The sequence below is a fragment of the Myxococcus sp. MxC21-1 genome (assembly GCF_032612255.1).
GTDB classification, from domain to species: domain Bacteria; phylum Myxococcota; class Myxococcia; order Myxococcales; family Myxococcaceae; genus Myxococcus; species Myxococcus virescens.
The window spans coordinates 3,685,499-3,706,167 of record NZ_CP123278.1 but is presented as its reverse complement, the minus strand read 5'-3'; the positions used below and the strand labels follow the sequence as shown (position 1 = coordinate 3,706,167).

Below are 20,669 nucleotides of genomic sequence, written 5' to 3'. Positions count from 1 at the left end.
TCGCCTGCGCCAGGGTGCCCTGGCGCCGGCAGCGTGCGCCGCACATTCTGCTATAGGGGGCCCGTGAGCATCGCGACCCACGAAGAAGGCCCGCTGCGAGGACCGAGCTTCTTTTTCAGCCGCACGGCGCTCCGCGCGCTCGCGCTGGCCCATCGCGCCAGCTACGGCGCGGCGCGGCCTCACCCCCACGCCGTCATCGATGGCTTCCTGGGGAGCCGCTGGCGTCCGAACTGGCGGGGGTATTCCCGGGCGCGACCGAGGCAAGTTGGAAGCGACGCGACCACCCCGAACAGGCGGCTCGACTGGGACAGCTTCAGCGCAAGGCATTCGAAGACGTCCCCGGAGCGCTCCGGCACCTGCTTTCGGAGTTCTCCGGCATGGCGTTCATCGACTTCCTGGAGTCACTCACCGGGGTGCAAGGGCTCATCCCGGATCCGCATTTCCGAGGCGCCGGGCTGCACCTCACGTTGCGTGGGGGGCATCTGGCGCTGCACGCCGACTTCAACCGCGATCGCTTCCGCGCGCTCTCCCGCCGGCTCACCGTCCTCTACTACCTGAACCCCGGCTGGGAACCCGCCTGGGGAGGGGACCTCGAGCTGTGGAGCGCGGACCTCTCCCGGTGCGAGACGCGAATCGCTCCCCTCCTGGATCGCCTGGTCGTGATGGCCCACGGCGACGACCACTGGCACGGACACCCCACCGCGCTGGCGTGTCCCGAGGGACGAGGGCGCGCCGCGGTCGCGGCCTACTTCTACACCGCGGAGGAAGCCCCCAACGCGCCGGAGCCCCACAGCGCCATCTGGGCACCACCGCGCTCGTAGCTGGCACCTCGATTCGCGGTACGGCGCTCGCCCGCGCTGGCGCCAGCCCTCAAGCCGTGGGAGCCACGGCCTTCCCCGCGGCTTCCGGATGCGTGAATCGGTCCTTGAGACGCAGCAAGGGCTTCTCGAAGAAGCGCCACGAAACGAGCGTGAGCGCCAGCAGCACCGCGTACTCGAACAGGATGCCCACCGCGGTAGCGACAAACGTCGAAGGAATGAAGCGGTAGAACAGCGGCCGCGTGTAATGGCCGCCGGCGGGGATGACGAGCGCATGGAACAGGTAGAGCCCGTAGCTCACCTGCCCGACGAAGCGCAGGGGCCGCCATTGCAACACAGCCTGGAGCACCCGCGCGCGCCCGGAGAGCACCCACCCCAGCAGGCTGGCGAAGCCCACCGCCCAAAGCGTGTACAGGCCCGCAACCAGCAGCACGCGGACCTGCGGGCCGCCCGGCCCCGTGAGCGCCGTTGCCATGTGAATGGCGGCGCCCTGGCCGAAGAAGACGAGGGACAACCCGCAGGCCACGAGCAACGCGGGCACCGCGAGCCGCGCGCCCCACCGTGACAGGCCGTCCGCCGTGGCGCGGCCATCCACCACGCCCAGCGCCAACAGTCCACCGAGCGCCAGTCCATCCAGACGGAACAGCGTGAAGGTGTAGACCTGGATGGGCGCCGCGCCCTCCCACAGGGCCGCGAGGCGCGCCACGGGGGACAGCAGCACGCACGCCCACAGGAGCGCGCGGAGCTGCCCGTTCCGGAGGAAGAACACGAGCAGCGGCCACACCAGGTAGAACTGCTCCTCGATGGCCAGGGACCACGTCACGTTGATGGGCGCGGGACCGAAGTCCGTCATCCAAAGGTTCTGGAGGTACAGCGCGTAGGTCACCCAGGAATAGCGCTGGGTATCGAAGGCCAGGGCCGGCAGCAGCCGCCCCATGACGCCAAAGGAGAAGGCCAGCACCAGGAAGTACAGGGGCCAGATGCGCAGCGCCCGCCGCGCGTAGAAGGTACGGAAGTAGCCTCCACGCTCACGCGTCTGCACGAGGATGCGCGTAATCAGGAAGCCAGAGAGGACGAAGAAGAGGTCCACGCCCGCCCAGCCTACCTGGAAGAGTGAGCCCAGCGACGCGCTGCGCAGCCCTGTCAGTGAGTGATAGGCAACCACCATCAGCACCGCCACGCCGCGCAGCCCGTCCAACGCGGGAAGGTACTCCGGCAGGTGCAGCGGCTCCGAGGGTTCGGTCTTCATCTCGGGGCGGACCATAGCTGGAAACGGTGGAGGTGCCCCACCCGAGCCCTTCAGGACCTGTTCACCGAGGCAAATCCTCGCACGTCGCGGCAGGCAAGCACGTCAGGCCATGACCTTGCAGTCGTCGTGGCACTTCCCATATGAAGCGCGCGCTCATGCTCCGATTCGTGGCAATCATTGCCCTGCTGACCACCACCCCCACGCTCGCGAACGAGGAGGCGGAAAGCCCCGCCCCCATCGCCGAGAGCGGCCCAACCCTCAGCCGAGAAGAGGCGCTGGAGCAATATGAGCTCCGGCACATCGGGTTCGATGAGTACATCGCCGTGACGCTGTCGTATTCGCCACTGGCCGTTGGGAGCCCGCCGAGCCGCTGGACCGTCCCGTATGAGGGGAAATACAAGAAGCCACTGGAGGGCGAGGCGTTCTATCAAAAGCTCGGCCGAGACGACCTCGTTGCGGAGTATCAGTCGAGAAGCGCCACGAAGCTCACCCTGAAGATCGTCGGGGGAGTCGCGATGATTGGCGGGCTCGTCTACGGAATCGCCACGCCAGGCGTTCAGTCCGAAGACTGCGAGCTCGGCCCCGACTTCTCGGCCTGCATCGACCGCGGTTTCGCGAACAGCCGCCGGGAGCGAAACATGTTCCTCGTGGGAATGGGCGTGAGCCTGGTGGGAGCAGGGCTGCTGGGGTGGGGTATCTTCTACAACCCCCATCCCATCGCCTCCAGCGAGGCCCGCGAACTGGCGGATGGCCACAACAAACGCCTTCGCCAGGAGTTGGGCCTTTCGGATGTCCCCGCGCCAGCCCCAGGCCCACGAAAGCGGCCATCCGTCATCCAGGCCCGCCTGACACCTGTCTTCGGCCCGAACTCCGGAGGGCTGCTGGTGGACGGGCGCTTCTAATTTCCGGCCGCGATGTCAGGAAGAGTGCCCCGGCCGGGTCGGGGCGCCTCACGCATGGCTCGCCGGAGCCCATCTCCCCGGCGACCATGGTCCCCCCGAAGACGTGGCCCGCGCGGCCGGCGTGATGACCGTGCAGGCCTGAAAGGACGCCCTGGATGCCCTCCGCCCCGACTGATGCCCCCCAGCTTGTCGAGCTCGCCGGCCACCACGGACTGAAGCTCAAACCCGACACCCTGTCGGTCAACGAGGCCGGACTGGACTATCGCGTCGTGATGGCACGCGACGTCGAAGACACTCCGTGGGTCCTCCGCATCCCCCGGCGTGAAGACGTCTCCGCGAAGCTCGCGGACGAGAAGAAGATTCTCGACTTCATTGGTCCCCGGCTCGGCGTGGCAGTGCCCAGGTGGCATGTCGCCCACCGGGACCTCATCGCCTATCCGGCGCTGCCGGGCAGGCCTGGGCTGACGCTGGACCCCGCCTCGGGTGAGCCCGTGTGGCACTTCGACCGCGAGTCCCCCGTCTATGCCCGCCAGTTCGGCCAGCTCCTGGCCCGGATGCATGCCATCGACGTCGAGGATGCCCGGCGAGCGGGCCTCATCGTCGAGACACCCGACCAGGTCCGCGCCAACTGGGCCTCCGACATCGCCCGCATCAAGCAGGCCTTCGACGTGGCGCCCGCCCTCCTCCAGCGTTGGGAGCGCTGGCTGGGGGACGACTCCTACTGGCCCCGCTTCGTCACGCTGACGCATGGGGAGATGTACCCCGCCCATGTCCTGCTGGCGCCGGACGACACCATCACCGGCGTCCTCGATTGGACGACCGCGAAGGTAGGAGACCCGGCGCGCGACTTCGTCTTCCAGAAGATGCTCGGCGTGGACGCCGTGTTCGAGGCCACCGTGGACGCCTATGTGAAGGCGGGCGGGCGAGTCCCAGACCGCCTGGGCGACCACTGTGTGGAACTGCTCGCGGCTTCACCCGCCGGCTACGCCCTCTTCGCGCTGACCACCGGCCTGCCAGAGCACCGGGCGGCCGCCCAGGCGCAGTTGACCCCCGAAGCGGCCATGTAGGCACAGCGGGCCGGGCGGCGGGCCAGCCCCCGCCGCTCAGGTTTCACTGTCCAATCACGGCCTGGGGCGCTAGGTAGGGACGGCTCGATGGAGCTTCGATGACCGCTGCCCTCCTGTCCCTGTCCCTCGCCTTCACGCTCGTCACCGGCCAGTTCGCGCCCCAGCAGGCGGGAAGTGACCCGCTCGCGCCGGAGCTGGAGGCGCGTGCCCAGACGCTGGGCAAGCAGCTCCGGTGCGCCGTGTGCCAGGGACTGTCGGTGGCGGACAGCCCGTCCTCCATGGCGCGCGCCCAGCTCGACATGATTCGCGAGCTCGTCTCCGAGGGGAAGAGCGACGCCGAAATCGTCGAGTACTTCGTCGCCCGCTACGGTGAGTGGGTGCTGCTGTCCCCCGCGCGGAAGGCTTCAACTGGTTCGTGTGGCTGGGCCCGGTGGGGCTCGTCGCCGTGGGCGCCTTCGTCATCTGGCGGCAGCTCCAGCGCGGCGCGGCTACCCCGGAGCAGGCCCCGCCCGCGGCCACGCCTTCGGAAGAAACGGCGGCCCCGGCCGCGCCCGCTGGAACGCCTCCAGTGGATGAAGAAGACCCGTACCTCCAGGCCGTGCGCCGGGAGCTCGAGCGCTAGGAGCGCCAGGCCATGCAGCCGCAGACGACGAATTGGTTGCCCGGAATCATCGTGCTCGCCGTCACCTTCGTGTTGGCGGCGGGCTGGATCCTCTTTCAGCGCCGCAAGGGCTCCCTGGCGTCGGCAGAGCCCCGCGACGGCGTGCTCGATGACCTGACCCAGCGCGCGCAGTCCCTCATCGACCAGCTCCGCGCGCTGGAAGCGGAGAAGCACAACCAGAGCGCCGAGCAGTATGCCGCCGAGAAGTCCCGCCTGGAGCGCGAAGCCGCCGCGGCGCTGCGCGCGAAGGACGAGCACCTCAAGCGCAAGGCCTCCAGCGAGGGCGTCCGCCCCCGCCCCCAGGCTCCGGCCCCCACCGGGTGGGCGTCTCGCAATCCGCAGTTGGTGGGCGCGCTGTGGGGCGCGGGCATCGTGGTGTTCTTTGGTGGGCTGGGCTACCTGCTCGTCTCCGAGCAGCAGACGCGCACCGACGGCATGGAGGCCACCGGCCGCATGCCCCCGGGCGGCGCCGCCGCGCAGCAGCAGGGCGCGGGCATGGACGAGCAGATGCAGGAAGGCCCGGAGATGCAGGAGGCTCGCGCGCGGCTGAACGCCAACGCCGGCGATGTGGACGCGGCGGCGCTGCTGAGCCACGAGCTCATCCGCCGTCAGCAGTTCGACGAGGCCGTGAAGGTCACCGCGAAGGGCCTGGCGGCGGACCCCTTCAACGTCGAGCTGAAGGTCCACCGCGGCGTGCTTCGCGCCACCCAGGGCGACATGGCCGGCGCCGAGGCGGAGCTGACGGAGCTGGTGGACACTTGGCCGGACGCACAGGAGGCGCTCATCTTCCTGGGCAGCCTCGCCCTGCGCCGCGGCGACAAGGCCGCCGCGCTGGCCCACTTCGAGCGCTTCTCCGTGGAGGTGCCGCGCAACATGCAGCCGCCGCAGCTCGGCCCTGCGATTGCCCAGCTTCGCGCGGAGGTCGCTGGCGGCATGCCCTGACGCCCAGCCCCTGCCCTCACCGGCGGCGCCGCCCCAACCACCCGAAGTGGTCGAGGCAGGCGCCGCTGGCGTTTTCGACGCTCAGTGCACCGCGGCCCGCCGTCGGCGGAAGCGCCGCACCTTCTCCACCAGCGTGTCCGGCATCGCCGCCTTGGCGCCGTTGCGCAGCAGGCGCGCCAGGGATTCTGACTGGGAGAACCAGCGCCCCTCCCACGTCCCGGCATGGACCCGCACGGACAGCGTGCGCCGCTGCTTGGATACCCAATCGGACTTGTACGTCTCGGTGCCCCGGAGGAAGTCGTACTCCGTCAGGCCGGCCTCCATCGCGTCGCGGAACGTCTCGCCCACCAGCACCAGGCCCACGCTGCGATTGCGCCACGCCGGGTCATAACCGGACTGGAAGTACACGAAGGTGTCGCGGTGGAGGATGCCGTACACCGACGCCACGGCCTGGCCGCCCACCTTCATCGTGTAGAGGCGCAGCCGGCCCCGCTCCGCCAGGAACTGCGTGGCATCCCGGTGGAACGCCTCCACGCCCGAGCCCTTGATGCCCTGCGAGCCCCCATCCGCGGCCCACCGCGCCGAGTGCAGGCGGAAGAAGTCCGTCAGCGGCGCCGCCAGCTCGCCCGGGGCGTCCGTGCGCTCGATGCGGTAGCCCTCCTGCTTCGCCAGCCACTTGCGCCGCCGCAGGAAGTTGTCGCGGCGTCCGGTGCGCTTGAGGAACGCGTCGAAGGGCTCGCCCGGCGTCAGCGTGTCATACGGGCACACGTAGCGCGGCGCCACGCGGACGTCCTGCCTGGCGAAGGTCTCCCGGAGCACGTCCACGGTGGGCGAGTCCTCGCGCAGGTCCGACAAATCCAACACGTCCCATTCGTCGCGCAGCGCGTGCAGCATCCGAGCGAAGGCGCCGGCCACCTCGCGCTCACGGCCCCGCCGCGCCACGACGTCCAGGTAGTCGCTGCCGACGTGTGTCTCCCCCAGGAAGCTCAGCCGCCGCACCGGGATGCCGGTGACGCCCAGGTACTCGACGCCCAGCGGCATCAGGCCCACCAGCGTGCCCGCCGCGTCGCGCGCGGTCAGCACCAGCGGGCGCCGGCCCGTGGCGATGCGCCGGCACCACGGGTACACCCACTCCCAGGCGTTGAAGGGCCCCGCGTCGCTCGCATCCATCAGCGCGGCCCATTCCTCCCGCATCCCCGCCAGCGTGGAGAGGCTGCCCACGGCGCCTACCTCCAACGGGTGCGCGGCCCACGCTCCCTGCGACAGCTCATCCTCCCGAATCAACGCCCGTCCTCCCGGAGGGGCAGCCGCCCCTCCCTGTTCCCCGAATGAACTTCACCCCGCGCGCTTCTTCGACCGGTGGTCCGACTTCACGGCCTCGCGCACCGCCTGCGCCACGTCCGCCATGACCTCCGGCGTCAGGTCCTGGTGGCACGGAATCTCCACGATGGAGCGACGCAGCTGCGCCACCTCCGGGAAGGCCGATGCATCACAGGCCGGGTGGAAGCGCTTCCAGAAGTCGATGGCGTCGATGCCCTGCACGCGCAGCCGCGCCAGCACCTCCGCCTTGTCCTGCACCACCAGCGGGTAGAACAGCGGGCACGCGCCCGGCGGAAGCTGGTTGAACAGCGGCGCGGAGATGTCGCGCAGCCGGCCCAGCAGGAAGAAGTAGTTGCGGCGCCGCTGCTCGACGATGGATTCCAGGTCCTGGGCCAGGGCAATCCGCTTCGTCAGCGGGCTCATGCCCAGGTCCACGTGCTTGCGGTCGAAGTGCTGCGTCCCCGTGGCCACGCGCTCGATGCTGGCCGCCTTCACGGTGCCATGCCCCAGCGCGCGCACGGCGCTGCGCAGGGCCCGGCCGGCCAGTCCGCCGCGCAGCTCCAGGTTCTGCAGCAGCGCGGACACCGTGTGGCTGAAGGTGGACACGGACGGCGGCGCGGGCGGCTCCGGAAGGCTGTACTGGCGCGGGCCGTTGACGACCAGCGCGCCCCCATTGGGAACCGGAAGCGTCTTGTAGAGGCAGAAAATGCCCACGTCTCCCGTCGTCCCCAGGGGCACGGTTCCGTCGGAGGACAGCAGCGACAGCGCGCAGTCCTCGATGAGGATGAGGCCGTGCTGGTCCGCCAGCTTGCGCATCTCCGCGACGGGGCCCGGGAAGCCCGCGTAGTGCGTCAGGTACAGGGCCCGCGTCTTCGGGCCGATGCGCCGGGCCACGTCGTCCAGGTCCACGTCCCAGCGGCTGCCCACGCGGTAGAAGCGCGGCGTGGCGCCGGCGTCCACCAGGGCCTCCACCTCCACGCCGTGGTGGTAGGCGGGCATCAACACCTCGCCCGAATCCAGCCCCAGCATCTTCACCGTCAGCCAGATGGCATTGCGGGCGAAGTAGAAGTAGCGGACGTTGGGCGAGGAGAACGGCGGCAGCGCGCCGGGCTTCGGCCGAGACAGCAGCATGTGCGGCCACAGCGTGGGCAGTGACGGCACGAACAGCCGGCCAGCGTGCTTCATCGTCTCCATCGCGACACCACCTCTTTCACCGCGGGCCCCCACCGGAACTTGGCCGCACACAGCGCCTGGCCGAAGGGGGAGTCATTGAACACGTAGAGCCAGGTGTGGCGCCGGACCTCATTCGTCCAGTCGCGCTTCCACACCATGTCGGGCCCCAGGAAGTCGAACTCGTGCAGGCCCCGGTCGATGCAGGCCCCGATGACCTCATCCACCAGGAGCTGGCCCGGGCTGCACTCACGCAGGCTTTCGTCGTAACCGGGCTTCAGCAGGAAGTAGCGCCCGCCGTATTCCAGGCCGTACTGGAACGCCACCGGCCGGCCGTCCAGCCGCAGGAAATACAGCGCCAGCCGCTGGCGATAGGCGGAGTCCCGTGCCAGCTCCGTGTAGAAGCCGCGCGTGCGCGCATCCTGCGCCATGGCCGTGCCGCGCGCGCCCTTCCAGCCGCTCTGCTCCAGCAGGAAGCCTTCCTCCAGCGCGCCCTCCAGGCCGAGCCCGCTGTCCACCCGCTCGAAGGTGAGCTGGCCCTTCTCCTCCAGCTTGCGGCGGCGGCGACGGCAGTTGGCCTTGAACTTCGACTGCAATGTCTTCTGCAAGGCATCGCGGGACGCCGGCAGCGGCACATACGGGGAGCGCAGGGACTCCCACTCGCCCACGGGCAGGCCGGACTCGCGCGCCACCGCGTGCAGCCGCCGGCGGCCCCACCGTCGGGGACATCCGTGAGCCGCAGCACATCCCAGCCACCGGCCGAGCGCAGGTAGGACACGAAGGCCGCCGCGGCGACCTCCGGTTCCTTCGCCACCAGGTCGAACCGGCAGGAGTGGGCGTTGGCCGCCGCGGACAGCTGCCGCGCCGGTACACCCAGCAGCGTCGTGCGCTCCTCCCACAGCGGGAGCACCGCGCCAAGGCTCCCATCCGCGTCCCGCAGCGTCAGCACGCGCGGACTCACACCGGGTACGAAGTTGTCCATCCAGATGCGGATGAACTCATGCCGGTAGAACAGCTCGTTGGAGGTGGCCTCCACGAGCGCGTTCCACTCGGACTCCAGGGACATGAAGGCCGCGCGTCCCGTCACTTCGGTGACGCGCGGCGAGGCAGAAAGGTCTCTTGCTTCCATGAGGTGTCGGGTGCCCAAGGTGGTGATGGAGGTTCGCGGCTACAACCCGCTGCGGGCCATCTTCAGCAGGCAGGCGGCGACCTTGCGGCTGTCATGTCGAATCCTGGACCCTGCCTTGAGCAGGTCCGCCTGCACCGGCACCACGCCCGCGCCAATCAAGTCCCGCGGGTTGGCCGACACCACGAACGAGCCGCGACGGGCATAGCGCCGGTTCGCCTCTTCCGTGGGCAGCGTGCCGTTGACGAGCACCGCGTCCAGCACCGGCCCCACGTGGTCCGTGACGGCCTGCACGTGGTCCAGACAGGACATTCCGTCCGTCTCCCCCGGCTGCGTCATCAGGTTGGCCACCATGATTTTCAGCGCGCGCGTCTCCTTGAGCGCCTGGGCCACGCCGTCCACCAGCAGGTTGGGCAGCACGCTCGAGTACAGCGAGCCCGGGCCGATGGCGATGAGGTCCGCCGTGTAGATGGCCTCCAGCAGGCCCTCGGTGGGCGGCGGCGAGCGAGGACTCAGCGTGACGCGGCGCACCCGGCCGTGCGCGCGGCAGATGTTGCGCTCCCCCACGACCTCCGTGTCGTCATGCATCTGCGCCACCAACTGCACGGACGCCAGCGTGGAAGGCAGCACGTGGCCCCGGGCGCCCAGCAGCTCCCCGGACATGCGCACCGCCTCCATGAAGTCCCCCTTCAGCTCCGCGAGCGCGGCGATGAGCAGGTTGCCCACCGCATGGCCCGCCGGCCGCGCGCCCCGCCGAAGCGGAACTGGAAGACGTCCTTGAGCGCGTTCTTTCCACCCGCCAGCGCCACCAGGCAGTTGCGGATGTCGCCCGGAGGCAGCGCGCCGTGTTGGCGCCGCAGACGGCCCGAACTGCCGCCGTCGTCGCTCATGGCCACCACCGCGGTGATGTCGATGCCCGGCTCCCGGGCCTTCGGTGTCGCGCGCCGGGCCAGGCCGCGCAGCACCATGGGCAACCCCGTGCCTCCGCCGATGGCGACGATGCGCGTCGGCCGGTCCACCTGCCCCTGCAGCACCTCGTTGCCCTGGCGCTCCAGCTCCAGCCTGCGACGGGCCTCCGCCCACTCCGCGGGCAGCGGCGCTTCCATGTCCATTCCCACCATGACGCTTACCCCCATCCACGACGCCCCAGCCCGCCTCCCCAGGCGAGCCCCCCTCCCGGCCTCCCACAGCGGAAGCCGGGAAAGCGAAATGCCCTACCGCGCCCCACGACCGAGAAGCACATGCCTCACGGTGTGGAAGATGATTCCCACGTCCAGGAACAGCGAACCGTTCTTCACGTAGTACAGGTCGAACTCCAGCTTGTTCCGCGCATCCTCCACCGACGCGCCGTAGGGGTAGCGAATCTGAGCCCACCCCGTCAGGCCTGGCTTGACGGCCTCCCGCAGGCCGTAGAACGGAATCTGCTGCTTCAACTGCTCGACGAACACTGGCCTCTCGGGGCGGGGCCCCACGAAACTCATGTCTCCCGTCAGGATGTTGAAGACCTGGGGAATCTCGTCGATGCGCGCGCGGCGGATGAAGCGGCCCACCCGCGTGACACGGTCATCGTTCGCCTTCGCCCACACCGCGCCATGCTTCTCCGCGTCCGTGCGCATGCTGCGGAACTTCCACAGGTGATACGTGCTCCCGAACAGCCCGGTCCTTTCCTGCCGGTAGAAGATGGGTCCCTTCGAATCCAGCTTGATGGCCACCGCGACCAGCAACAGGAAGGGCGCGGACAGGATTAGCAGGAGGGATGCCACCGCGATGTCGAAGCCCCGCTTCAGCGTGCGGCGCAGCGGGGACACGGTGAGCTCGTCCGCGAAGGCGAAGTCGCTCGCCCTCAGGAACTGCACCGGAATCCGGCGCAGCACCCGCTCGCAGAAGCCCGTGACCTCATACACCCGCCGGCCCTGGAGCCGGCAGCGCAGCAGGCCGTCCACCCAGTTGGCCCCGCGCATGTCATCCGCGGCCTGCACCACATAGGCCGCGTTCAGCCGGGCCGCCGTCTGCTCCAGCGCCTCGCCCGAGGTGCGAGGGTCCGTCAGGCCCACGATGCGGTAGGTGCCCTCCCCGCCCGCTTCAATCGCGCTGGCCACCGCGCGCGCCTTGGGCCCTTCTCCGACGATGAGCACCGAGTGCGGCGCTCCCACCAGGGCGCGGATGGACACCCGCACCATCAACGTCCCGGCCAGGGCGCCCATGGCTCCGCCCAGCAGCGTGCCGGGCGGAAGCTGCATCGGCACCACCAGCGGGGTGACGAGCATGACGCCGCCCGCCACCATCGCCGTGACCCCCGCGGCCTTGAGGAACCGGTATCCCCGCACCCGGTCCTCCGCGGCCACACGGAGGTCATACAAATCCAACAGATACAGCGTGAACTGGAAGGTGATGACGAACGCCGCGCCCATCCACAGCAGCGTGGGCCACAGCTGCGACAGCGGCGTGTGTGTCCCTTCAGGCGCGAAGAGTGCCGCGCAGGCCGCCGCGCCCATCACGCAGGCCAACGCGATTGCCGAACTCTCGGCGAGGAAGAACGTCAGTTTCTTTGCAGAGAAATAATGGTGAAAAACGCGGAGCACGTGCCCCTCCAACCTACCCGCCCGACCCTCTTCCACCACCGGCCCCGCCCCCCTGTCACCCGGAGGCGGGAACCGGAACCAAAGCCCCCCGCCGCTACCGCTTCTCGTAGTTCTTCAGATACGGCGCCGAGTGGACCTCCGCGCCATTCAGCACGCACCCGACGATGGGCGCGCCGCCCAGGCTCTCCACCGCCTGGTGCACCGCCTTGCCCGACGTCACGTTCGCGCGGATGACCATCAGCACGCCGTCCGCCTGATGGCCCAGGATGGCCGCGTCCGCGAAGGGCAGCGTGGGCGGCATGTCGACGTAGACCTCGTCGAAGCCCTCACGCACCGCCTTGAGGAACTGCTTCATCCGGCCGCTCGCCAGCACCTGCGCGGTGTCCTCGGGCGTGACGCCCGCGGGGATGAGGGCCGGCGCGTGGAGTTGAACCGCCGCACCACGTCCCGCACCTCACAGTCCCCCGCCAGCAGCTCCGCCAGGCCCGTCTTGTTGCGCATGCCCAGCGTGGCCGCCACGCCGCCCCGGCGCAGGTCCGCATCCACCAGCAGGATGCGGCGCTCCGGGTTCGCCCGGGCCGCGGCGAGCGCCAGGTTGACGCTCGTCACCGTCTTGCCTTCCCCGGGCATCGCCGAGGTGAGCGCGACGACCTTCATCGGCCGCAGGTCCCGCATCCGCTCGAGCCTGTAATAAAGGCTCCGGTATTGCTCCGCCGCGGCCGATGCCGGCGCCGTCAGCGTCACCACCCGGCGGTCCACCGCGTTGCCGCCCGTCGGGTTGTCATCCACTCGGGGGAGGAAGTTGCCCGCCCGCTCCATCGTCTGATCCATGTCCGTCCTCCGTCCTTTTCCGGCGCGACTCAGTTCAACGACGTGGGGTTAGACACGCTGTTTCGAGCCCCCGAAGCCGGCATCAGAATCCGCCGCTCCGTCTTGCCCTGCATTTCCGGGACCACCGCGAGCACCGGCAGCGTCAGGCGCTGGCGAACCTCGGTGCCATCGCGCAGGCTGTCGTCGCGCATCTCCAGCACCGCCCCCGTCAGCACGCCCAGGCCCAGGGCCAGGAGGAAGACGATGAGCATGCCCGCCATGCGGTCCGGCCGGGCCGGGGTCGCCGGCACGCCCGCCGGGGAGATGACGTTGAACAGGCTCTTGGCGCTCTTGGCCTCCAGCTCCTGCGCGATCTCCGCCTCCACCTTACGGCTCACCACGCTCTGGTACTTGGTGCGCGCGATTTCGTAGTCGCGGTTCATCACCGCCAGCTCGTGCGCCCAGCGCGGGGTGTTGTTCAGCCGGCCCTGGTACGCCTCGGCCTGCTTCTGGAGGTCCTGAATCTCCTGCTGGATGTTGCCAATCAGCGTGGCCACGCGGGTGCGCTCGGCGCGCTCGGCCCACAGCCGCCCTTCGGCCTCCTTGCGGCGAGCCGTCATACCGTCCAGCTCCGTCTGAAGGCGCTTCACCTCCGGGTGGTCCTCCGTCCAGGTGGTGCGAGCGTTGACCAGGGAACGGGTGAGCCCGTTCTCCGCGGCCTCGAGCCGGCCCGCCTCGCTGTCCACCGCGTTGCGCGCGCGGGCCGGTCGGAGCGGCGGCCCTCGGCGACACGCAGCTCCTCCGACTTCGTCTGGAGCTGGTGCGACACGCGCTCCAGGCCGCGCATGTTCATCTCCATCTGCTCGGGCAGCTCGCCCAGGTGGTCCACCTTGAACTGGGAGATCTTCGCCTCCCAGCTGCTGACCGCCTTGCCCAGCTGAACCATCTCCTCGTTGAAGAGGTCGGTGGCGCGCGCCGCCTGCGCCTGACGAATCTTCAGCGTCTCATCGGAGAAGATGGTCGGCAGGCGGTTGGCCACCTGCGCCGCCACCTGCGGGTCGCGGTTGGCGTAGGTGAGCTCGAAGGCCGTCTCCCCCTCCACGCGCACCGTGAGGTCCTTGCGCATCTGTGCGACGGCGGCCTCCATGCCCTTCTCCGAAACGATGTCCGGATAGAGGTTCATCTCCTCGATGGCCTTCTGAAGCACCGGACGCGCCAGCAGCTCCTGGCGAACGGTGAGCAGCCGCTGCTCGATGATTTCGCTCACCGTGCGCTGCACCATCTCCTCACCCGGCCGCTGCGGCTCCACGCGGACCACCACTGAAGCCTCGTACATGCTCGGCCGGGTCATCACGATGGCTGCGCCCACCACGAAGACCACTGCTGCGATGGCACCGACCAGGGCCTTGCGCCGCCACAGGGCTCCCAGAAGCTGGTCTGCCGTCATCCCTCGCTCCATGTTCCGCTCCTCCTCCATCCCACGCGCTGTAGCTACCAAGGCGTCACCACCAATCGGACGGCGAACACATTGCGCGTCAGGTCCACCGCGCTCGCCGAATCCGCCAGCCCAACCTGAGCGATTCGATCCACCGCACCCTGCGCCGACAGGCGCCGGTCAATGCGGTACTCCACACCACCACTCACCGCGTAGCCCTGCGACACCCGCGGCGCTCCTCTGAACACGGCCCAGTCCAGCGACGGGGCCTGCCCGTTGCGGAAGAAGCTGGCCGCGCCAAAAAGCGAGAACTTCTGGGTGAACCGGCGCGCCACCATCACCGACGCGTAGTCCGCCCACAGCGCGTTGGTGAAGCCGTTCGCGCCCACCAGGTCGTGTCCCATCGACACGCCCACGTCGAACATCTCCCCTTCGCGCTGCAGCTCCACGTTCAATCGCGGAACCCAGCCACCCTGCTGGCCCACCGGCGCCAGGTACCGCACGGGGCCCGCCCGGACGGTGAAGGTGGTAGGCCGCGTCAGCCGATACCGCAACCCCAGCGCCGCGCCGTGCGACTGGCTCAGCGACCCCTCATAGAGGAAGCCCTGGTACCGGTACTCCAAGCCCAGGCTGAGCCGGCGCGTGGCGCGGTACCAGCCTTCGATGGAGGGCGTGTGCGCGTACCCCGCGCGCTGCCCCACGTCGATGATGCGCACCGCCTCGAAGCGGTAGCCCGCGCGCACGTCCAGCCGCTCCGCCACGCGGTTCGTCACGCCCAGCGTCGCCTGCGTGAAGAACGTGGGCAGCGTGGAGCGCGCCAGGCCGTCACGCGGCAGCGAGCTGGGGTCCGTGACGCGGAACACCCGGAGCGCCGTGTCCAGCCGCAGGCGACGCGTCACCTGGTGCCGGGCCTCCAGACCGCCCCGGTGGTCCAGCGTCGTCCTGCCCGACCCATGCCGCATCAGCAGGTCGGCCGCGTAGAAGCTGTCCAGCGTGAGCCGCGCGTCCTTCGCCTCCAGTCCCAACCGCGGCGTCACCTTCGTCATCAGCTGGCCGGCGCCGCCACCGCCCAGTCGCAGGTCGTCGTCGAACCGCTCCTCAGCCGTCAGCCGAAGCCGGGGCTCCCATACCGTCGCGGCCTGCGCGGCAGGCGCACCGAACATGAGGCCCGCGAGTAGCCACTTCTTCCAGTTGCCCTTCACCGTCGCCCTCCGTCCCGCACGCCCACCACCGCCCACGTCCACGACGCCCACTGCGTCACCACCCCTCACGGAACGACGACGGTGTCACCCGGCCGGAGCATGACCTCGTGTCCACCATCCGGAGAGATGAGGTCGCTGTAGCGCACCGGAATCTGTCCGCCCTTGCTGTCGGTGCGGATGACCACGATGCCGTCCGAGTTGGCGAAGTCCGTGAAGCCGCCCGCCAGCGCGATGGCCTGCAGCAGCGACACGCGGCCGCGCAGCGGATAGGCGCCCGGGTGGGCCACTTCGCCGGTGACGAACACGCGGCTGCTGTTCACCTCGCGGACAATCACCGTCACGCGCGGCTCCTGCACATACGGCTGGAAGGCCTCCTTCAGGGATTCGGCCAGCTCCGTGGGCGTCTTGCCCGCGGCGTGGACCTCGCCCACCATGGGCATGGAGATGTAGCCATCCGGACGAACCGGCAGCGTCCGGGACAGCTCCGCGTCACGCCACACCGCGATGTCCAGCACGTCCTCGCGGCCAATCCGGTAGGGCTGCTCCGTGTTGTCCACCGTCACCTTCGGCTGGTGCGCGCAGCCCCCCAGGAGCATCACGCCCAACACCGTCCAGAACCCCGCGCTCGTCTTGCCCATCGTCAGCTCTCCCTCAAAAGCGTGTGTCGCGCTCCCGGCCCTACCGCAGCCGGACGTTGCTTCCGGCGGCGTTGCCTTAGCAGCGCGTGTGCCACGTACTGGAGGGAGGGAAAGCCCTTGGATCGCAGTGGGTTACGAAGTGCCCTCCTGGGAGACCCCATGGGGTTCAGGAAATTTTTCCGGCATCGTACCCGCGTCGCACCCGGTGCTTTCTTCAGGCATTGCTCTGAACAGGGAACGACTTTGCCCTCCGCGGCCCCTCCCGCTTCCCACTTCCCGGGGCTGGAGGCTGGCACGCGTCTTGGATTGAAGTTCGCGCGAGGCAATGAATTCCACAACGCGTGATGTGTTCGCGAGAACAGGGGATGGTCGGATGAGGAAGGCGGCTGGGGCGGTGGCGGCGTCGTTCGCGATGGGCACGGGCGCCATGACCCTGATGGGCGTGGCCTTCGCAACGCAGATGGAGGCCGCGGTGGTCGCGGTGGTGGGCCTTGCGTTGTACGCGAGCAGCGCGCTGCTCACGAACAAGGCGCCGGCGACGGCGGCCACCAGCGTCGCGAAGCAGGCGTAGTCCGGATGTAACGAAAGAGGCCGGGCGCCCGCGCGTGGCGCCGGCCTCTTTCCTTTGGCGCGCGCGGTTTCGGACAATAAGGTGCGCCGCCATGGCCAAGCCACAGTACTGGCTCATCAAGAGCGAGCCCTCCGTCTACGCCTACGCCCAGCTGGAGAAGGACGGGAGGACGGAGTGGACCGGCGTGCGCAACTTCGAGGCGCGCAACAACATCCGGGCGATGAAGCCTGGGGACCTCTGCCTCTACTACCACTCCAATGAGGACAAGGCCGTGGTGGGCGTGGCCCAGGTGCTCACGCCGCCGGGACCAGACTCCACCGTGCCCGATGAGGACTGGGCCGCCACCTTCATGGGGCCTGTCGTCCCCTTCACGCAGCCGGTGGACCTGGCCACCATCAAGGCCACCGCCGCACTGAAGGATTTTCCGCTCGTCACCCGCGGCCGGCTGAGCGTGGCCCCCGTCACCGCCACGCACTTCAAGCAGGTGTTGAAGATGGGGAAGACAGTGCTACCGAAGTAGTACGGTGACGCTGGTGGGGCGCCACCCCCGAAGGCATACTCCGGCGCCGTGAGTGCCACTGACATCCGCAAGATTCCGGCTCAGGAGACGCGCGGCCTCCGCCACGCCATCCTCCGTCCCAACCAGCCTCCGGAGATGGCCGTCTATCCCGGGGATGACGACGCGGACACGCTCCACCTGGGCGTCTATACGGAGGGCCGCCTGGTGGGCGTGGCCTCCCTGTATCGGGAGCCGCCGCCGGACGCGCTGCGCGCCACCACGGCCTGGCGCCTGCGAGGCATGGCGGTGGACGCCACCCTGCGTGGGCACGGCCATGGCGCCGCCCTCCTGCAGGCCTGCATGGAGCATGCGGCGAGGCAGGGCGGTTCCCAGGTGTGGTGCAACGCGCGGATGACGGCCTCCGGATTCTACCGCGCGCAGGGCTTCGCGCAGCGAGGCGAGCCCTTCGACCTGCCCGGCATCGGCCCGCACCACCTCATGTGGCGCAACCTCGGAACCTCCTGATGACCACCCTCCCCGACCTCGACCTCATCCGGACCTCCATCGAGCGCATCGACGAGGAGATCCTCGATGCCCTCCGCCGCCGGATGGCGCTGGCGGACGACGTCGCCCGGGCGAAGCTGGCCGCCGCCGCGCCCTTCCGGGACCAGCGCCGCGAGGACCTGCTCCTGCGCCGCATCCGCACCCGCGCCGCGGAGCACGGCCTGGACCCGCACGAGGTGGAGCGCATCTGGCGGCTCTTCATCGACATGTCCGTGGCCCGGCAGCACGAGCTCGTCACCCGCCTGGACACCACGCCCCTGCGCGTGGCCTACCCTGGCGTGGAGGGCTCCTACAGCCACCGGCCGCGCGCCGCCGCTATGGGGACCGCGCGGGCGGCGTGCTGCTGTCCGGCTTCGACCATGCGCGCGAGGCCGTGGAGGCGCTCCGCCGCGGCGAGCAGGACTGGTGCTGCTGCCCATCGAGAACACCACCGCGGGCAGCATGAACGAGACGTATGACCTGCTCGCCGAGGGCGGCGTGGTCATCACCGCGGAGCTGGTCAGCCGGTGGACCACCGCCTGCTGGGCCTGCCGGGCGCGAAGCTGGAAGGCCTGCGGGAGGTGCTGTCCCATCCGCAGGCGCTGGCGCAGTGCGAGACGTTCCTCCGGGAGAAGGTGCCCTGGGCCCGCGCGGTGCCGGACGTGGACACCGGCGGCGCGGCGCAGAAGGTCCGCGAGCGCAACGACGCGTCGGTGGCGGCCATCGCCAGCGAGACGGCGGCGCAGCGCTTCGGCCTGGAGGTGCTCGCGGGCGATTTGCAGCCGGCCTTCGACTACACGCGCTTCGTGGAGGTGGGCCGCGAGGCCACGCCCCTGGCGCCCGGCGTGCCGTGCAAGACGTCCCTGTTGGTGGTGCTGGAGCACAAGCCCGGCACGCTGGGAGAGATGCTCCAGCGGCTCACCCTGCGCGGCGTGAACCTGAGCAAGCTGGAGTCGCGTCCCATCCCAGGGCAGCCGTGGCAGTACCGCTTCTACCTGGACGTGGAGGGCCACGCCGCCTCCGCGGCGGTGACGGCGGCGCTGGACGACATCCGTCCGCTCACCTCGTCGCTGCGCGTGCTGGGCACGTATGCGCGCGCGGAGGCGCCTCATGCCTGAGTCGCCGCGTCGCATCGCCTTCCAGGGCGAGCCTGGCGCCTACGGAGAAGAGGCCCTGCGCGCGCTGCATGGCGCCGACGTGGAGGCCGTCCCCTGCCTCACCTTCCGCGCCGTCTTCGAAGCCGTGGCCGAAGGCCGCGTGCACGGCGGCGTCGTGCCGGTGGAAAGCTCGCTGGGCGGACCCGTGGCGGAGACGGTGGACCTGCTGCTGGAGCATGACGTACCGGCGTCGGGCGAACTGTCCCTGCGCATCCGCCACTGCCTGCTGGCCCCACCGGGCCTGGCACTGGACGACGTCCAGCAGGCCCTCTCCCACCCGCAGGCCCTGGCGCAGTGCGCGGGCTACCTGCGCCGGCGGGGCATCACACCGCTGCCGGAGGCGAACACCGCCATCGCCGCGCGGAAGGTGGCGGAGGAAAGGCCTCCACACACGGCCGCCATCGCCAGCCGCATGTCCGCGGACCTGTACGGTTTGGCCGTGCTGGAGGAAGGCGTGGAGGACTCGCCGGACAACTTCACGCGCTTCATCGCCCTGGGGCCCGCGCCCGAACGGACGTGGACGCGGCGGAAGACGGCGCTGGCCTTCACCGTGGAGAACGGGCCGGGCGCGCTGTTCCGCGTGATGAGCGCCTTCTCCTCGCGCGGCCTCAACGTGGCGCGGCTGGAGTCCCGTCCGCAGCGCCGCGCCTGGGAGTACGTGTGGTGCCTGGACGTGGACGGCGCGCTGGAGGACCCGCGGGTACGCGAGGCGGTGGCCGCGGCCCAGGCCGCCTGCGTCACCCTGCGGGTGCTCGGAAGCTACGGCGTGGTGTGAGGCTCGCTCAGGCGCTGGTGGCCTGGAGCCCGTCGCCGCTCTGCACGGCCGTCTCGTACGCGGAGCGCACCAGCTGGACGTAGCGCTGCAGCGCGGGGAGCTGCTCCATGCGCAGGGCCTGGGGGCCGTCACACAGGGCGGCCTCCGGGTGCGGGTGGAAGTCCACCAGCACCATGGACGCGCCCGCGATGAGCCCCTGGCCAATGGCGTGGAAGATGTCCGGCAGTCCGTCCGGCGGCGGCGCGGCCTGGCCAATGGCGTGCGACGGGTCCACGCACACCGGAAGGCGCGTCAGCCGGCGCACCACGGGCACGTGGGCGAAGTCCACCATGTTGCGGTGCGGGTCACCCAGGTGCGTCTTCACGCCGCGGAGGCAGAAGATGATTTTCGGGTTGCCCTCGCTCGCCACGTACTCACACGCGTTGAGCGACTCCTCCAGGGTGATGCCCATGCCGCGCTTGAAGAGCACCGGGAAGACACGCTGCTGGCCAATGCTCTTGAGCAGCTCGAAGTTCTGCGCGTTGCGCGTGCCCACCTGGAGCATGACGCCCGTGGCGTTGCCGGAGCGCTCCAGCGCGTCGCGAATCTCGTCGATGTGACGCGGGTGCGTCACCTCCATCGCGATGACCTTGATGCCGTGCTTGCCCGCTGACTCGAACACCCAGGGCAGGCAGGCGGCGCCCAGGCCCTGGAACTCGTAGGGGTTGGTGCGGGGCTTGTAGGCGCCCATGCGCGTGGTGCGGATGCCCAAGCGGGCAAGCGCCGCCATCATCGTGTCCACGTTCTCCGGGTTGTCCACGGCACACAGGCCGGCGAACACATTCACGGAGCGCTCGTCGAAGGTGACGCCGTTGTACTCGAAGCCGGCGGACGTCCGCTGGCCCTTGTGCCGGCCGATGACGCGGTACTTCTGCGACACGCGCACCACCTGCCGCACGCCGGGAATCTGTTCGAAGGGCTCCACGGGCACCTGCGCGGTGGAACCCAGCAGGTAGACCTCCGTAATCGTGTACTCGGAGCCACCGATGACGTGCGTCCGCGGCGTCACTCCCTTGTACTGGGAAGCAACCTGGAGGACGGCGGACACCACGGACTCAGGCGAGTCCGGCTCGAGCATGACGATCATCTTCAGTTCTCCCGGGCGACGTTGTCGTACTTCACGCGAATTGCGTGAAGCGTTGCGGAAAATGGCCGCGGCAGAT

14 protein-coding genes and 7 pseudogenes are annotated in these 20,669 nt (G+C 69.8%); 10 read left to right on the top strand and 11 right to left on the bottom strand.

Annotated elements, in window-relative coordinates; all coding sequences use genetic code 11:
- The first annotated feature begins 63 nt into the window (after positions 1-63).
- Positions 64-821, top strand: a pseudogene (locus QEG98_RS17135) (2OG-Fe(II) oxygenase).
- 49 nt (positions 822-870) lie between these two features.
- Here the strand turns inward: QEG98_RS17135 and QEG98_RS17130 are convergent.
- Complete coding sequence (locus QEG98_RS17130; RefSeq protein WP_316567418.1) at positions 871-2,067, bottom strand: acyltransferase; 1,197 nt, start codon at positions 2,065-2,067, stop codon at positions 871-873.
- Between the two features lie 167 nt (positions 2,068-2,234).
- Here QEG98_RS17130 and QEG98_RS17125 point away from each other — a divergent pair, with 167 nt between their 5' ends.
- The 4 genes and pseudogenes from QEG98_RS17125 (at position 2,235) to QEG98_RS17110 (ending at position 5,639) form a co-directional block, all read left to right on the top strand.
- On the top strand, positions 2,235-2,969 hold the full coding sequence (locus tag QEG98_RS17125) for a hypothetical protein (RefSeq protein ID WP_316567417.1): 735 nt from the start codon (positions 2,235-2,237) through the stop codon (positions 2,967-2,969).
- Between the two features lie 155 nt (positions 2,970-3,124).
- Positions 3,125-4,036 (top strand): macrolide 2'-phosphotransferase, encoded by a 912-nt coding sequence (locus QEG98_RS17120; protein ID WP_316567416.1) that lies wholly within the window; start codon positions 3,125-3,127, stop codon positions 4,034-4,036.
- Positions 4,037-4,134: 98 nt separating this feature from the next.
- A pseudogene (locus tag QEG98_RS17115) lies at positions 4,135-4,658 on the top strand (cytochrome c-type biogenesis protein CcmH).
- A 12-nt stretch (positions 4,659-4,670) separates the two neighbouring features.
- Positions 4,671-5,639 (top strand): tetratricopeptide repeat protein, encoded by a 969-nt coding sequence (locus tag QEG98_RS17110; protein WP_316567415.1) that lies wholly within the window; start codon positions 4,671-4,673, stop codon positions 5,637-5,639.
- A gap of 81 nt (positions 5,640-5,720) precedes the next feature.
- On the opposite strand, the gene QEG98_RS17105 is transcribed toward QEG98_RS17110, so the two are convergent.
- The 9 genes and pseudogenes from QEG98_RS17105 to QEG98_RS17065 form a co-directional block, all read right to left on the bottom strand.
- Complete coding sequence (locus QEG98_RS17105; RefSeq protein ID WP_141594461.1) at positions 5,721-6,923, bottom strand: GNAT family N-acetyltransferase; 1,203 nt, start codon at positions 6,921-6,923, stop codon at positions 5,721-5,723.
- Between the two features lie 51 nt (positions 6,924-6,974).
- Positions 6,975-8,144 (bottom strand): DegT/DnrJ/EryC1/StrS family aminotransferase, encoded by a 1,170-nt coding sequence (locus tag QEG98_RS17100; RefSeq protein ID WP_316567414.1) that lies wholly within the window; start codon positions 8,142-8,144, stop codon positions 6,975-6,977.
- Positions 8,141-9,258 (bottom strand): annotated as a pseudogene (locus QEG98_RS17095) (GNAT family N-acetyltransferase). Before QEG98_RS17095 ends, QEG98_RS17100 begins: the two are co-directional and overlap by 4 nt.
- Before the next feature lie 39 nt (positions 9,259-9,297).
- Positions 9,298-10,376 (bottom strand): annotated as a pseudogene (locus tag QEG98_RS17090) (gluconeogenesis factor YvcK family protein).
- 93 nt (positions 10,377-10,469) lie between these two features.
- A complete protein-coding gene (gene exoE / locus QEG98_RS17085) occupies positions 10,470-11,837 on the bottom strand; it encodes a polyisoprenyl-phosphate hexose-1-phosphate transferase ExoE (RefSeq protein ID WP_316567413.1) in 1,368 nt (455 codons plus the stop codon).
- A gap of 94 nt (positions 11,838-11,931) precedes the next feature.
- Positions 11,932-12,668: pseudogene (locus QEG98_RS17080) on the bottom strand (CpsD/CapB family tyrosine-protein kinase).
- Between the two features lie 29 nt (positions 12,669-12,697).
- Positions 12,698-14,124: pseudogene (locus QEG98_RS17075) on the bottom strand (GumC family protein).
- Positions 14,125-14,138: 14 nt separating this feature from the next.
- On the bottom strand, positions 14,139-15,284 hold the full coding sequence (locus tag QEG98_RS17070) for a hypothetical protein (RefSeq protein WP_316567906.1): 1,146 nt from the start codon (positions 15,282-15,284) through the stop codon (positions 14,139-14,141).
- Between the two features lie 65 nt (positions 15,285-15,349).
- Positions 15,350-15,922 (bottom strand): polysaccharide biosynthesis/export family protein, encoded by a 573-nt coding sequence (locus tag QEG98_RS17065; protein ID WP_090495137.1) that lies wholly within the window; start codon positions 15,920-15,922, stop codon positions 15,350-15,352.
- A 373-nt stretch (positions 15,923-16,295) separates the two neighbouring features.
- Between QEG98_RS17065 and QEG98_RS17060 the strand changes: the two genes are divergently transcribed.
- The 5 genes and pseudogenes from QEG98_RS17060 (at position 16,296) to pheA (ending at position 19,467) form a co-directional block, all read left to right on the top strand.
- Complete coding sequence (locus QEG98_RS17060; protein WP_225888882.1) at positions 16,296-16,493, top strand: hypothetical protein; 198 nt, start codon at positions 16,296-16,298, stop codon at positions 16,491-16,493.
- Positions 16,494-16,584: 91 nt separating this feature from the next.
- Positions 16,585-17,013: an EVE domain-containing protein gene (locus QEG98_RS17055; RefSeq protein WP_140862435.1), complete on the top strand. Its 429-nt coding sequence runs from the start codon at positions 16,585-16,587 to the stop codon at positions 17,011-17,013.
- Between the two features lie 48 nt (positions 17,014-17,061).
- Positions 17,062-17,517 (top strand): GNAT family N-acetyltransferase, encoded by a 456-nt coding sequence (locus tag QEG98_RS17050; protein WP_316567412.1) that lies wholly within the window; start codon positions 17,062-17,064, stop codon positions 17,515-17,517.
- Positions 17,517-18,653, top strand: a pseudogene (locus QEG98_RS17045) (bifunctional chorismate mutase/prephenate dehydratase). Before QEG98_RS17050 ends, QEG98_RS17045 begins: the two are co-directional and overlap by 1 nt.
- Positions 18,646-19,467 (top strand): prephenate dehydratase, encoded by an 822-nt coding sequence (pheA, locus tag QEG98_RS17040; protein WP_316567411.1) that lies wholly within the window; start codon positions 18,646-18,648, stop codon positions 19,465-19,467. The pseudogene QEG98_RS17045 and the gene pheA overlap by 8 nt, the downstream one beginning before the upstream one ends.
- Before the next feature lie 7 nt (positions 19,468-19,474).
- On the opposite strand, the gene QEG98_RS17035 is transcribed toward pheA, so the two are convergent.
- Positions 19,475-20,593: a 3-deoxy-7-phosphoheptulonate synthase gene (locus QEG98_RS17035; RefSeq protein ID WP_171444146.1), complete on the bottom strand. Its 1,119-nt coding sequence runs from the start codon at positions 20,591-20,593 to the stop codon at positions 19,475-19,477.
- Positions 20,594-20,669 lie beyond the last annotated feature (76 nt).